At 55.9% G+C, this 13,636-nt stretch carries 13 protein-coding genes; 11 read left to right on the forward strand and 2 right to left on the reverse strand.

Going from position 1 to position 13,636, the window contains the following annotated elements:
- Nucleotides 1–38 precede the first annotated feature (38 nt).
- From ndk to NQ230_RS06190, 11 genes are all read left to right on the forward strand, one after another.
- Nucleotides 39–470, forward strand: a complete 432-nt coding sequence (gene ndk, locus NQ230_RS06140; protein ID WP_257260440.1) for a nucleoside-diphosphate kinase — start codon at nt 39–41, stop codon at nt 468–470.
- A 169-nt stretch (nt 471–639) separates the two neighbouring features.
- Nucleotides 640–1,806, forward strand: coding sequence for a dual-specificity RNA methyltransferase RlmN (gene rlmN / locus NQ230_RS06145; protein ID WP_014171168.1), 1,167 nt, complete (start codon nt 640–642; stop codon nt 1,804–1,806).
- Nucleotides 1,807–2,099: 293 nt separating this feature from the next.
- A complete protein-coding gene (rodZ, locus tag NQ230_RS06150) occupies nt 2,100–3,113 on the forward strand; it encodes a cytoskeleton protein RodZ (RefSeq protein WP_213822818.1) in 1,014 nt (337 codons plus the stop codon).
- Nucleotides 3,114–3,139: 26 nt separating this feature from the next.
- Complete coding sequence (ispG, locus tag NQ230_RS06155) at nt 3,140–4,258, forward strand: flavodoxin-dependent (E)-4-hydroxy-3-methylbut-2-enyl-diphosphate synthase (protein ID WP_023308814.1); 1,119 nt, start codon at nt 3,140–3,142, stop codon at nt 4,256–4,258.
- Between the two features lie 80 nt (nt 4,259–4,338).
- Nucleotides 4,339–5,613, forward strand: coding sequence for a histidine--tRNA ligase (hisS, locus tag NQ230_RS06160; RefSeq protein ID WP_257260441.1), 1,275 nt, complete (start codon nt 4,339–4,341; stop codon nt 5,611–5,613).
- Between the two features lie 13 nt (nt 5,614–5,626).
- Nucleotides 5,627–6,247: a YfgM family protein gene (locus tag NQ230_RS06165; protein WP_121425149.1), complete on the forward strand. Its 621-nt coding sequence runs from the start codon at nt 5,627–5,629 to the stop codon at nt 6,245–6,247.
- A 10-nt stretch (nt 6,248–6,257) separates the two neighbouring features.
- The gene (bamB, locus tag NQ230_RS06170) at nt 6,258–7,436 is read left to right on the forward strand and encodes an outer membrane protein assembly factor BamB (protein WP_213328058.1); all 1,179 of its coding nucleotides are present in this window, start codon (nt 6,258–6,260) and stop codon (nt 7,434–7,436) included.
- Nucleotides 7,437–7,548: 112 nt separating this feature from the next.
- Complete coding sequence (der, locus tag NQ230_RS06175; protein WP_126329988.1) at nt 7,549–9,021, forward strand: ribosome biogenesis GTPase Der; 1,473 nt, start codon at nt 7,549–7,551, stop codon at nt 9,019–9,021.
- Between the two features lie 300 nt (nt 9,022–9,321).
- Nucleotides 9,322–10,866: a peptide MFS transporter gene (locus NQ230_RS06180; RefSeq protein WP_032659418.1), complete on the forward strand. Its 1,545-nt coding sequence runs from the start codon at nt 9,322–9,324 to the stop codon at nt 10,864–10,866.
- 58 nt (nt 10,867–10,924) lie between these two features.
- Nucleotides 10,925–11,959 (forward strand): Gfo/Idh/MocA family oxidoreductase, encoded by a 1,035-nt coding sequence (locus NQ230_RS06185; protein WP_257260443.1) that lies wholly within the window; start codon nt 10,925–10,927, stop codon nt 11,957–11,959.
- A 50-nt stretch (nt 11,960–12,009) separates the two neighbouring features.
- Entirely contained in the window at nt 12,010–12,231 is a 222-nt protein-coding gene (locus NQ230_RS06190; protein ID WP_023294288.1) for a zinc ribbon domain-containing protein, read from the forward strand.
- Here NQ230_RS06190 and NQ230_RS06195 read toward each other — a convergent pair.
- Nucleotides 12,228–12,578 carry a protealysin inhibitor emfourin gene (locus NQ230_RS06195; RefSeq protein ID WP_024908659.1) on the reverse strand — a complete coding sequence of 117 codons (351 nt, stop codon included), beginning with the start codon at nt 12,576–12,578 and terminating at the stop codon, nt 12,228–12,230. The two genes, NQ230_RS06190 and NQ230_RS06195, sit on opposite strands and share 4 nt — an antisense overlap.
- Nucleotides 12,579–13,598: a M4 family metallopeptidase gene (locus NQ230_RS06200; protein WP_257260446.1), complete on the reverse strand. Its 1,020-nt coding sequence runs from the start codon at nt 13,596–13,598 to the stop codon at nt 12,579–12,581. It abuts the gene before it with no gap.
- Between the last annotated feature and the right edge of the window lie 38 nt (nt 13,599–13,636).

The following is a 13,636-nucleotide window of genomic DNA, read 5'->3' on the forward strand; positions in this document are numbered from 1 at the left end:
CAGGTATGCAAAACAACAGAACATTGACAGAGGTTATCATGGCTATTGAACGTACTTTTTCCATCATCAAACCAAACGCGGTGGCAAAAAACGTTATTGGCAGTATCTTCGCTCGCTTTGAATCTGCAGGGTTCAAAATTATTGGCACCAAAATGCTGCACCTGACCGTTGAGCAGGCTCGCGGCTTCTACGCTGAGCATGAAGGTCGCCCATTCTTTGACGGCCTGGTTGAGTTCATGACCTCCGGTCCAATCGTGGTATCCGTGCTGGAAGGCGAAAACGCAGTACAGCGTCACCGCGATCTGCTGGGCGCAACCAACCCGGACAACGCGCTGGCGGGTACTCTGCGCGCTGACTATGCGGACAGCTTCACCGAGAACGGCACCCACGGTTCTGACTCTGTTGAATCTGCTGCACGCGAAATCGCTTTCTTCTTCGCAGAAGGCGAAGTGTGTCCACGTACCCGTTAATTTAACGGTTTCGTTTACACATTATTTTCGTAAATGCCGCGTCCAGACGTGGCATCCCTGCGCCAGACTTTGTACAATGCAACGCCCCGGACGAGCAGACTGCTTTCCGGGGCGTTTCTATTCAACCCTCCATGGGCCATAACGTGTAACAACGAGGCCGGAAAATATTATGTCTGAACTAGTGAATACCTCCGAAGTCGCCATTCCTGCGGTTCCCAATAAAAATGGAAAAATCAACCTGCTGGATCTGAACCGTCAGCAGATGCGCGAGTTCTTTAAAGAGATGGGCGAAAAGCCGTTTCGTGCCGATCAGGTCATGAAGTGGATGTACCATTACTGCAGCGACAACTTTGATGACATGACCGACATCAACAAGGTCCTGCGCAACAAGCTCAAAGAAGTGGCTGAAATCCGCGCACCAGAAGTGGTGGAAGAGCAGCGCTCTGCGGATGGCACCATCAAATGGGCGATTGCGGTCGGCGATCAGCGTGTTGAAACCGTCTATATCCCGGAAGAAGACCGCGCCACGCTGTGCGTCTCCTCTCAGGTAGGCTGTGCGCTGGAGTGCAAATTCTGCTCAACCGCGCAGCAAGGCTTTAACCGTAACCTGCGCGTGTCAGAAATTATCGGCCAGGTCTGGCGTGCCGCGAAAATCGTTGGCGCGGCAAAAGTGACCGGTACGCGGCCTATCACCAACGTGGTGATGATGGGGATGGGTGAGCCGCTGCTGAACCTGACCAACGTCGTTCCGGCGATGGAAATCATGCTGGACGACTTCGGTTTTGGCCTGTCCAAGCGTCGCGTTACGCTGTCTACCTCAGGCGTCGTGCCTGCGCTGGACAAGCTTGGCGACATGATTGACGTTGCGCTGGCGATCTCCCTGCATGCACCAAACGACGAAATTCGTGACGAAATTGTGCCGATCAACAAAAAGTACAATATCGAAACCTTCCTCGCTGCGGTGCGTCGCTATCTGGAGAAATCCAACGCCAACCAGGGTCGCGTGACCATCGAGTACGTGATGCTTGACCACGTCAACGACGGTACTGAACATGCGCATCAGCTGGCTGAACTGCTGAAAGATACGCCATGCAAAATCAACCTGATCCCATGGAACCCGTTCCCGGGCGCGCCGTATGGTCGTAGCTCGAACAGCCGTATCGACCGTTTCTCCAAGGTGCTGATGGAGTATGGTTTCACCACCATCGTGCGTAAAACCCGTGGTGATGATATTGATGCAGCATGCGGACAGCTGGCAGGGGATGTTATTGACCGTACCAAACGTACTTTGCGTAAACGCATGCAGGGCGAGACGATCGCGGTTAAAGCTGTTTGATTATTATGCACTCGCGGCGCATTATCTGCGCCGTGAAGCATAACCTTACTGAATAATCAGTCAGATTCGTGATGACTGATCAATAATTACGGTGCGTTTCATTCGACTTTCGGGCAGTATGTAACGACGTAACAACAGTTTAGCCGTACGGGCAGGGCTGTACTGTCATCTCCGGGCTGACAGTCTTATACTCTCTGTTCAAGGTTAACTGACCAGAAGTTTCGCGGTGCGGGTGGCATTGTGACTCGCCGGCACCTGAACCCTTATTTTTCACGTACCAGTAGTTGTAGCGAATGAATACTGAAGCCACTCACGACCAACATGAAGCACTCTCCACTGGCGTTCGTCTTCGCAACGCCCGTGAACAACTCGGACTCAGCCAGCAAGCCGTTGCGGAACGCTTGTGCCTGAAGGTTTCCACGGTTCGCGATATTGAAGAAGATAAGGCACCCGCCGATCTGGCTTCAACGTTCCTGCGCGGTTATATCCGCTCTTACGCAAAACTGGTGCATATCCCCGAAAACGAATTACTGCCAATGATGGAGAAGCAGGCCCCGGTCCGTGCAGCAAAAGTTGCGCCGATGCAGACCTTCTCCCTGGGGAAACGTCGTAAAAAACGTGATGGCTGGCTGATGAGCTTTACCTGGCTGGTGCTGTTTGTGGTGATCGGTCTGACCGGTGCATGGTGGTGGCAAAACCACAAGGCGCAGCAGGAAGAGATCACCACCATGGCCGATCAATCCTCCGCCGAACTCAACCAGGCCGGAAGTGAGAACGGCCAGAACGTGCCGCTGAATACCGACGGTGCAGCTTCCTCCAGCGAACCGCAGACCGCAGCGCCAGACGCGTCGGCGACCGGTGCAGTACAGGCCCCGGCAGCAACGGCTAACACCGCTGCGCCGCAGGCTCAGGATCAAAACGCGGTTGTGGCCCCTTCTCAGGCGAATGTTGATACTGCGGCGAACGCGCCTGCGGCTACTCAGCCTGCAGACAATAGCGCAGCGACTCTGCCAACCAGCCCGGCGGGTACGGCGACCGCAGCCGATCCCAACGCGCTGGTGATGAACTTCAGCGCCGACTGCTGGCTGGAAGTGACTGACGCGACAGGTAAAAAACTGTTCAGCGGCCTGCAGCGTAAAGATGGCACGTTAAACCTAACCGGCCAGGCTCCCTATAAACTTAAAATCGGCGCTCCGGCAGCGGTACAGATCCAGTATCAAGGAAAACCTGTCGACCTGAGCCGCTTTATCAGAACTAACCAGGTTGCGCGTCTTACCGTTAATGCCGAACAATCAGCAGCACAGTAACAGACGGGCAACGCGGGAGATTTTTCATGCATAACCAGGCTCCGATTCAACGTAGAAAATCGAAACGGATTTACGTTGGGAATGTGCCAATCGGCGATGGGGCACCTATCGCCGTTCAGTCGATGACCAACACGCGCACCACCGATGTGGAAGCAACGGTCAATCAAATCAAAGCATTAGAGCGTGTAGGCGCGGACATTGTTCGCGTCTCCGTCCCGACGATGGATGCCGCTGAGGCGTTCAAACTGATCAAACAGCAGGTCAGCGTTCCGCTGGTGGCTGATATCCACTTCGACTACCGCATCGCACTGAAAGTGGCCGAATACGGCGTCGATTGCCTGCGTATTAACCCGGGCAACATCGGTAACGAAGAGCGTATCCGCATGGTAGTGGACTGCGCCCGCGATAAAAATATTCCTATCCGTATCGGCGTTAACGCCGGTTCTCTGGAAAAAGATCTGCAGGAAAAATACGGCGAGCCAACGCCGCAGGCGCTGCTCGAATCCGCGATGCGTCATGTCGATCATCTCGATCGTCTTAACTTCGATCAGTTCAAAGTCAGCGTAAAAGCGTCCGACGTGTTCCTTGCCGTAGAATCTTACCGCCTGCTGGCAAAGCAGATCGATCAGCCTCTGCATCTCGGGATCACCGAAGCGGGCGGCCTGCGCAGCGGCTCGGTAAAATCCGCGATCGGTCTGGGGCTGCTGCTCTCTGAAGGGATCGGTGACACCCTGCGCGTCTCGCTGGCGGCCGATCCGGTCGAAGAGATCAAGGTCGGTTTCGATATCCTGAAGTCGCTGCGTATTCGCGCGCGTGGGATCAACTTCATTGCCTGCCCAACCTGCTCACGTCAGGAGTTTGATGTGATCGGGACGGTGAATGCCCTTGAGCAACGTCTGGAAGACATTATCACCCCGATGGACGTCTCCATCATCGGCTGCGTGGTAAACGGTCCGGGTGAAGCACTGGTGTCAACCCTGGGCGTCACCGGCGGTAACAAGAAAAGTGGTCTCTATGAAGATGGCGTTCGTAAAGATCGTCTGGATAATAGCGACATGATCGACCAGCTTGAAGCCCGCATCCGCGCCAAAGCCGCCATGATGGACGAAACACAGCGTATCAGCGTTCAGCAGGTTGAAAAATAACGTGATGGGAAGCGTGCCGCTTCCCATGTATGATTGAACCCATTCTTTGGGTTTTTTTTGTATATAGAAAGAGAATAAACGTGGCAAAAAACATTCAAGCCATCCGCGGCATGAACGATTATCTGCCTGGCGAAACCGCCATCTGGCAGCGCATTGAAGGCACGCTGAAGCAGGTGCTCGGCAGCTACGGTTACAGCGAAATCCGTTTGCCGATTGTAGAGCAGACCCCGTTATTCAAACGCGCGATTGGTGAAGTCACCGACGTGGTTGAAAAAGAGATGTACACCTTTGAGGACCGCAACGGCGACAGCCTGACCCTGCGTCCGGAAGGTACGGCGGGCTGCGTACGCGCCGGCATCGAACATGGTCTTCTGTACAATCAGGAGCAGCGCCTGTGGTATATCGGCCCGATGTTCCGCCACGAACGTCCTCAGAAAGGGCGTTATCGCCAGTTCAATCAGCTGGGTGTGGAAGTCTTTGGCCTGCAGGGCCCGGACATCGACGCTGAGCTGATTATGCTGACCGCCCGCTGGTGGCGCGCACTCGGTATCGCCGATCATGTTTCCCTTGAGCTGAACTCTATCGGTTCTCTGGAAGCTCGCGCTAACTACCGCGATGCGCTGGTAGCGTTCCTGGAACAGCATAAAGAGAAGCTGGACGAAGACTGCAAACGTCGCATGTACAGTAACCCGCTGCGCGTTCTGGATTCCAAAAATGCGGATGTTCAGGCACTGCTGAACGATGCGCCTGCGCTGGGTGACTACCTCGATGAAGAATCTCGCGAACACTTCACGGGCCTCTGCAAGCTGCTGGAAGCGGCAGGTATCGCCTATACCGTGAACCAGCGCCTGGTGCGCGGTCTGGACTATTACAACCGTACCGTGTTTGAGTGGGTGACCACTAGCCTCGGCTCTCAGGGCACCGTGTGCGCGGGCGGCCGTTATGACGGTCTGGTTGAGCAACTTGGCGGTCGCGCAGCGCCTGCTGTTGGCTTCGCGATGGGCCTTGAGCGACTTGTTTTGCTGGTTCAGGCAGTTAATCCGGAATTTAAAGCAGAATCCGTTGTCGATATATACCTGGTGGCCTCAGGCGCGGAAACGCAGTCTGCGGCGATGCAGCTTGCCGAACGCGTGCGCGATGCGCTGCCGGGCGTTAAGCTGATGACCAACCATGGCGGCGGCAACTTCAAAAAACAGTTTGCTCGTGCCGATAAGTGGGGCGCAAGTATCGCACTGGTGCTGGGCGAGTCCGAAGTGGCTAACGGCGAAGTGGTAGTGAAGGACCTGCGCTCTGGTGAGCAGACAACGGTAACGCAGGACGGCGTTGCGGCGCACTTGCGCACTCTATTGGGCTAAGGAGAAGGACTGCGTGGAAATTTACGAGAACGAACACGATCAGGTCGACGCGATTAAACGCTTCTTTGTTGAAAACGGCAAAGCGCTGGTTGTTGGGGTTATTTTAGGTGTCGGTGCGCTGGTGGGCTGGCGTTACTGGAACAATCATCAGGCGGATTCCGCGCGCGGCGCGTCACTGTCCTATGAAACTACCGTTAGCGCAATTCGTGCCGATCAGCCGCAAACGCTGGCTGCGGCAGAAAAATTTGCGGCTGACAACAAAAACACCTACGGTGCACTGGCTGCGCTGGAAGTGGCTCAGCAGTACGTTGATAAGAACGAACTGGATAAAGCTGCTGCTCAGCTCTCTCAGAGCCTTGCTGCGGCCAGCGATGAGAACCTGAAAGCGGTGATCAATCTGCGCCTGGCACGTATTCAGGTTCAGCAGAAGAAAGTTGACGATGCGCTGAAAACGCTCGACACCATCAAAGGCGAAGGTTTTGCTGCCATCGTTGCCGATCTGCGCGGTGAAGCACTGCTGAGCAAAGGTGACAAAGCGGGCGCGCGTAAAGCGTGGCAAGCTGGCGTAGAGAGCAATGCTTCACCTGCGCTGAGCGAAATGATGCAGATGAAAATAAATAATTTGTCCGTCTGAGAGGGACCCGATGCAATTGCGTAAATTACTTCTGCCAGGACTGCTTTCTGTTACGTTATTGAGTGGTTGTTCACTGTTCAGTGGCGAAGAAGACGTTGTGAAAATGTCCCCACTGCCGACGGTTGAAAACCAGTTTACCCCATCCACCGCGTGGGATGTCTCCGTGGGCAATGGGATTGGTGATTTCTATTCCAACCTTCATCCGGCGTATGCAGACAGCGTTGTCTATGCTGCTGACCGCAAAGGTACCGTGAAAGCGGTGAACGCCGATGACGGGAAAGAAGTCTGGTCCGTTAACCTGGCGGAAAAAGACGGCTGGTTCTCCCGTAAACCTGCACTCCTGTCTGGCGGTCTGACCGTTGCGGGTGGTCATGTCTACGTGGGCAGCGAAAAAGCGCAGGTTTATGCGCTGAACAGCAGCGACGGCTCCATTGCCTGGCAAACAACCGTAGCGGGTGAATCCCTGTCTCGTCCGGTGGTGAGCGACGGCCTGGTGCTGATTCATACCAGCAACGGCCAGCTGCAGGCGCTGAACGAAGCGGACGGTCTGGTGAAATGGACCGTTAACCTGGATATGCCTGCGCTCTCTCTGCGCGGCGAATCTGCCCCAGCTACCGCATTTGGTGCTGCCGTTGTGGGCGGTGACAACGGTCGCGTGAGCGCAGTGCTGATGCAGCAGGGCCAGATGATCTGGCAGCAGCGTATCTCTCAGGCCACTGGCTCAACGGAAATTGATCGTCTGAGCGACGTAGACACAACGCCGGTCATCGTTAACGGTGTGGTGTACGCGCTGGCCTATAACGGCAACCTGACCGCGATGGATCTGCGCAGCGGCCAAATCATGTGGAAACGTGAGCTGGGCTCTGTGAACGATTTCATCGTTGAGGGTAACCGCATCTATATGGTCGATCAGAACGACCGTCTGCTGGCGCTGAGCACCGAAGGCGGCGTGACGCTGTGGACGCAAAGCGATCTGCTGCACCGTCTGCTGACCGCGCCAGCGCTGTACAACGGTAGCCTGGTGGTCGGTGACAGCGAAGGGTATATGCACTGGATCGATCCGGATAACGGCCGCTTTGTTGCGCAGCAAAAAGTCGACAGCTCCGGTTTCCTGACCGATCCGGTTGTGGCCGACGGCAAACTGCTGATTCAGGCAAAAGACGGCACGCTGTACGCGATCACGCGTTAATTACCCAGCGGTTGTAGTATACTAAACGGCTCCTGTTCACTCAGGAGCCGTTTTGACATTTTTAAAAACGCCGCGAAAGCGACGTTATTTTGAATTTTATGAGGCTTCAAACATGGTACCTGTGGTCGCGCTTGTCGGGCGCCCTAACGTTGGAAAATCCACTCTTTTTAACCGTTTAACACGCACCCGTGATGCGCTGGTTGCGGATTTCCCGGGGCTGACGCGTGACCGTAAGTACGGTCGTGCAGAGGTGGAAGGACGCGAGTTCATCTGTATTGATACCGGTGGTATTGACGGCACAGAAGACGGCGTTGAAACCCGCATGGCGGAACAGTCGCTGCTGGCGATTGAAGAAGCGGATGTGGTGCTGTTTATGGTGGATGCGCGCGCTGGCCTGATGCCGGCGGACTCCGCTATTGCCAAACACCTGCGTTCACGCGAAAAGCCGACCTTCCTGGTGGCGAACAAAACTGACGGTATCGATGCCGATCAGGCCGTCGCGGATTTCTGGTCTTTGGGCCTGGGTGAAATCTACCCGATTGCGGCATCGCATGGCCGTGGCGTGACCAGCCTGCTGGAAACCGTGCTGCTGCCGTGGGTTGATGAAGTGAACCCGCCGGAAGAAGTCGACGAAGACGCTGAATACTGGGCGCAGTTCGAAGACGCAGAAGAGGGCGAAGAAGAGCCTGAAGACGACTTCAACCCGCAGGATCTGCCGATCAAGCTGGCTATCGTGGGTCGTCCAAACGTAGGTAAGTCTACGCTTACTAACCGTATTCTGGGTGAAGAGCGCGTGGTCGTTTACGACATGCCGGGCACCACCCGTGACAGTATCTACATCCCTATGCAGCGCGATGAGCGTGAGTATGTCCTCATCGACACCGCCGGGGTGCGTAAGCGCGGGAAAATCACCGATGTGGTGGAAAAATTCTCCGTTATCAAAACCCTGCAGGCGATCGAAGATGCCAACGTTGTGCTGCTGGTCATCGACGCGCGTGAAGGTATCTCCGATCAGGACCTCTCTCTGCTCGGCTTTATCCTCAATAGTGGGCGCTCACTGGTTATCGTGGTCAACAAGTGGGATGGCCTGAGCAATGAAGTGCGCGAGCAGGTGAAAGAGACCCTCGACTTCCGTCTGGGCTTTATCGACTTCGCCCGCGTGCACTTTATCTCTGCGCTGCACGGCAGCGGCGTCGGTAACCTGTTCGAATCCGTACGTGAAGCGTATGACAGCTCCACCCGTCGTCAGAGCACCGCGATGCTGACCCGCATCATGAATATGGCTGCAGAAGACCATCAGCCGCCGCTGGTGCGCGGCCGTCGCGTGAAGCTGAAATATGCCCACGCCGGTGGTTATAACCCGCCAATCGTGGTGATCCACGGTAACCAGGTGAAAGACCTGCCGGATTCCTACAAGCGCTATCTGATGAACTACTTCCGTAAATCGCTGGACGTAATGGGCACGCCTATCCGTATCCAGTTTAAGGAAGGGGAAAACCCGTTTGCCAACAAGCGCAACACCCTGACGCCAAACCAGATGCGTAAGCGTAAGCGCTTGATTAAGCACATTAAGAAAAGCAAATAAGCTTTGCCTGCTTCACGAAAGCCCGCGATTATCGCGGGCTTTTTTTTGCCAAATCATACCGTCGGTTTTCTCTGTGTGAAGTCAATCACTATTCACTTTTAACCAAGTTTAAATCTAAGAAAGTAGACAATCGTCGAATTTTCATCTTAAAGTCCAGGGTCCGGTACTAGACAAAACTAGCGCCTGGTTATCAAATGGTTAACTAACTTTTCGCCACATGTAAAAAATCGGCCAGATACGTAACTGGCCGGCGTACCTGCTGGTGTTTACAAGCACGACGACATACCTTTCGGGAGAATTATGCAATCCACTGTTAATCAAAAAGAGAGCCGAACGTTCTTCGGCCATCCGTATCCGCTCGGTTCCCTGTTCTTCACCGAGATGTGGGAGCGTTTCTCGTTTTACGGCATCCGTCCGTTACTGATCCTGTTTATGGCCGCCACCGTCTATGACGGCGGGATGGGCCTGGCGCGTGAAAACGCCTCGGCGATTGTCGGTATCTTTGCCGGTACCATGTACCTGGCCGCGCTGCCGGGCGGCTGGCTGGCCGATAACTGGCTCGGTCAGCAGAGAGCCGTCTGGTACGGTTCGATCCTGATTGCGCTCGGACACCTGTCGATCGCGCTCTCAGCGGTGATGGGGAACAACCTGTTCTTTATCGGCCTGATGTTCATCGTGCTTGGCTCCGGGCTGTTTAAGACCTGTATCTCAGTGATGGTCGGCACCCTGTATAAAAAAGGGGACGCGCGTCGTGACGGCGGTTTCTCGCTGTTCTATATGGGTATCAACATGGGCTCGTTCATCGCGCCGTTGATTTCCGGCTGGCTGATCAAAACCCACGGCTGGCACTGGGGCTTTGGTATTGGCGGCATCGGGATGCTGGTGGCGCTGATTATCTTCCGCGTGTTTGCCGTTCCGGCAATGAAGCGCTATGACGGCGAAGTCGGCCTCGACTCTACCTGGAACAGCCCGGTGGTAAAGCGTAACGGCGTGGGCGTTTGGCTGCTGGCGCTGGCGGCAGGCGTGGCAACGATCGTGACGCTGATTGCGCAGGGCGTGATTGTGATTAACCCGGTCGCGGTAGCCAGCGTGCTGGTCTACGTGATTGCGGCGTCCGTAGCCCTCTACTTTATTTATCTGTTTGTTTTTGCGGGGCTGAACCGTAAAGAGCGCGCCAGGCTGCTGGTCTGCTTTATTCTGCTGATCTCCGCGGCGTTCTTCTGGTCCGCGTTCGAACAAAAGCCAACCTCGTTCAACCTGTTTGCCAACGACTACACTAACCGCATGATTGGTGATTTTGAAATCCCGGCGGTGTGGTTCCAGTCGATCAACGCCCTGTTCATCATCCTGCTGGCACCGGTGTTTAGCTGGGCATGGCCGAAGCTCGCGAGCAAAAACATTCGTCCGAGCAGCATCACCAAGTTTGTTATCGGTATTCTGTGCGCGGCGGCGGGCTTTGGCCTGATGATGCTGGCGGCACAGAACGTGCTGAGCAGCGGTGGGGCGGGCGTGTCACCGTTCTGGCTGGTGGGCAGCATCCTGATGCTGACGCTCGGCGAACTGTGCCTGAGCCCGATTGGCCTGGCGACTATGACGCTGCTTGCGCCGGAAAGAATGCGCGGCCAGATGATGGGGCTGTGGTTCTGCGCCAGCGCGCTGGGTAACCTGGCGGCGGGCCTGATTGGCGGCCACGTGAAGGCCGATCAGCTGGATATGCTGCCGGATCTCTTTGCCCGCTGCTCCGTCGCGCTGCTGATTTGTGCCGCGGTACTGATCGTCCTCATTGTTCCGGTGCGCCGCATGCTGGAAAATGCACAGACTAAACCGGCAGCTAACGCCTCATAAACCTCGATCTTGCCGGGGCGGCGTTATGCCCCGGCAATTTATTCGACGAGGTAAGAACATGCTGTTAGGGTTTGTCGGTCTTGGCGCAGTCGTTGAAACAGCTTACCTGCCCGCAATACGAAAAATCTTTGATACTCCCCCTCACTGTTTAGGCTTTGATATCCAGCCCGTAAAACAGCCGGAGGGCGTAACGCGCTGTGCCACACTGGCTGAACTTCTCTCCCGGCCGCTTGATACCCTGTTTATTACCACGGCGTCGCTGCACCATCTTGAGGTGCTTGAACACGCTCTCGCCTCATCGGTTTCCCGCATCGTGGTTGAAAAACCGATTGTCGCCACGCTTTCCCAAATAGAAAAGCTCAACGCGCTGCTGGCGAACCCCGACGCGGCATCCCGCGTGCTGGCGCTCGATCACTGGATGGCGCGCATCGAAACGGTGAAGCGGTCGCTTGTAGGCAGCATCTCTGACATCGTCAAAATCGACGGTTTTTTGCAGGAGCCGAGCGGATATAACGCCGCCGGAGAACCCATCGCGCTTAACTTTGCTACGGGCGAGCCGGACGCGCGTACGCTTCGCCACCCTGATGGCGTGATTCTGGATATCGGTACGCACGTGCTGGCGATGCTGCGCGAAACGGTGCGCTATCTGGGCGGGAATGATGAGATGACGCTGCGGGTTGTCACGACTAAAGACCGCCTGGGTCGCGATATTGCAAAAGGCGACCTGACCACGGCGGAAGGTGAGGCGCATCTTCAGGGAAGCATCAGCGGCGTGCCGGTGGATATCTGGCTTAACAAATACGCGGGACCCGCCGGCGGGCAAAAAGGCTTACGGCTCTGGTTGCGCGACGGGCGGACCATCAGCTACGACCGGCACGGCGCTGAAGATGTGCTGGATCTGATGAATGGCGACACGCATCAACGCTGGAACATTCCCGGCACGATCTACGAACACTGTCTTGCAGAGCATATCCTGGGCGCCAACAGCCTGTTTGAACGGGATCCGCAAGAGGTGAGCCGCACGACGCGCCGCAGGGTCGAGGAAGTGACGCTGCTGCTGGCGTTACAGCAGCACCTGCGTGGCCCGCACTGAACGCAACGTGGTAAAATTACCGCAGATCTGAACGCTTTTAAGGAGTCACCATGACGATTACCTGCCCGGATTGCCAGGCACCGCTTGAGCCCCTGAACGGGGTGGCACACTGCGAAAGCTGTAATAAGGACATCGCGCTTGAAGCCCGTTGCCCGGAGTGTCATCAGCCACTCCAGGTATTAAAAGCCTGCGGGGCGGTGGACTATTTCTGCCAGAACGGCCACGGTCTTATCTCTAAAAAACGCGTGGAATTTGTTCGGGCCGAAGGTTAATCACACACGCAGCCTTCGCCTTTCTTCCACAGCTCGACCAACGACTCGGGCGCTTCCTGCTCTGGCACCAGCACGATGATATCGGCGTAGTGCGCCTGATTTTGCCCGGTCCAGATAATCTGGATGCGGAAATAGCGCTGGTCGCCGCTGCCGGGTGAAGAGGCTTGACCGGGCGGCTGGCCGCGTGGAAAAGCCTGCTCCAGGATGCTCACCAGCCGCTGGCGCTGGGCCTCATTGAGGGAGGATAGCGCGATGGTGCGCTGTCCGCTCAGCTTGGGAATAAAAGCGACGCCGCCTTCCCGGGCCAGCTCAACCACGGCGTCATCCGTCAGTTCCGGAACCTGCATTTACAACACTCCCACCTGTTCCCAGGCTTGTTTAATGGCCGCACCAGCGTCGCCGCCGGAGCGTTTCTCTCCGTGCGCGATCGTCAGTTTTGCGAAGGCCTCAAAATCCGCATCCTGCGCCAGATTGCGATCGCAAACCGTGTCGTACCAGGCATAACCCGCTTTTTCCCAGGCGTAGCCGCCGATCGCCGTCGCGGCCAGATAAAATGCCCGGTTGGGGATGCCGGAGTTCAGATGCACGCCGCCGTTATCCTCGCGCGTTTTAATGAAATCTTTCATGTGTGCGGGCTGCGGGTCTTTGCCGAGCAGAGGATCGTCATAGGCGGTGCCGGGTGCAGACATTGAGCGCAGCCCTTTGCCGTTGATCCCTTTCGCCAGCAGCCCTTCACCAATCAGCCAGTCAGCTTTATCGGCGGTTTGCTTCAGATGGTACTGTTTGACCAGCGAGCCAAACACGTCCGACAGAGACTCGTTCAGCGCGCCCGACTGTTCAAAATAGATAAGCCCGGCTTCGGTCTCGGTCACGCCGTGGCTCAGCTCGTGCGCCACCACGTCGATGGCGATGGTAAAGCGGTTAAATATTTCCCCGTCACCGTCGCCGAATACCATCTGCTGACCGTTCCAGAAGGCGTTCTGATATTCCCGACCGTAATGCACGGTGCCGGTCAAAATAAGCCCTTTATTATCGAGCGAATCACGCTGATATTCTTTCCAGAAGAAATCATGGGTAACACCCAAATAATCGTAGGCTTCATCCACCGCCACATCGCCGTTGGACGGCTGGCCTTCGTAACGCACCTGTGTACCCGGCAGCTCCTGGGTTTGCTTCGCGTCGTAAATATCGCGCTCCAGCTGTCCGGCTTTATTCACGTGCGGCGCGGCGGGTTTGCCGGGCATGTGGGCCATCAGCGTCTGGACGTGGGTTAAGGTCTGACGGGCACAGCGCTGCTGCGGCTCGGAACCGCTTTCAATAATACGACGAAGAATATAAGGGGGAATAACGCTATGAAGATGGGGCATGCTGCTCTCCTTATTAAAAAAGGGAATAGCAGCAGTAT

It is taken from the genome of Enterobacter asburiae (genome assembly GCF_024599655.1).
Taxonomy (GTDB): domain Bacteria; phylum Pseudomonadota; class Gammaproteobacteria; order Enterobacterales; family Enterobacteriaceae; genus Enterobacter; species Enterobacter asburiae_D.

Bases quoted from the DNA above. Each gene is read 5' to 3' on its own strand.
- NQ230_RS06185 (WP_257260443.1), top strand. From the start codon at position 10,925: ATGCTGTTAGGGTTTGTCGGTCTTGGCGCAGTCGTTGAAACAGCTTAC.
- ispG (WP_023308814.1), top strand. From the start codon at position 3,140: ATGCATAACCAGGCTCCGATTCAACGTAGAAAATCGAAACGGATTTAC.
- NQ230_RS06190 (WP_023294288.1), top strand. From the start codon at position 12,010: ATGACGATTACCTGCCCGGATTGCCAGGCACCGCTTGAGCCCCTGAAC.
- NQ230_RS06200 (WP_257260446.1), bottom strand. From the start codon at position 13,598: ATGCCCCATCTTCATAGCGTTATTCCCCCTTATATTCTTCGTCGTATT.
- NQ230_RS06195 (WP_024908659.1), bottom strand. From the start codon at position 12,578: ATGCAGGTTCCGGAACTGACGGATGACGCCGTGGTTGAGCTGGCCCGG.
- rlmN (WP_014171168.1), top strand. From the start codon at position 640: ATGTCTGAACTAGTGAATACCTCCGAAGTCGCCATTCCTGCGGTTCCC.
- der (WP_126329988.1), top strand. From the start codon at position 7,549: ATGGTACCTGTGGTCGCGCTTGTCGGGCGCCCTAACGTTGGAAAATCC.
- NQ230_RS06180 (WP_032659418.1), top strand. From the start codon at position 9,322: ATGCAATCCACTGTTAATCAAAAAGAGAGCCGAACGTTCTTCGGCCAT.
- rodZ (WP_213822818.1), top strand. From the start codon at position 2,100: ATGAATACTGAAGCCACTCACGACCAACATGAAGCACTCTCCACTGGC.
- bamB (WP_213328058.1), top strand. From the start codon at position 6,258: ATGCAATTGCGTAAATTACTTCTGCCAGGACTGCTTTCTGTTACGTTA.
- ndk (WP_257260440.1), top strand. From the start codon at position 39: ATGGCTATTGAACGTACTTTTTCCATCATCAAACCAAACGCGGTGGCA.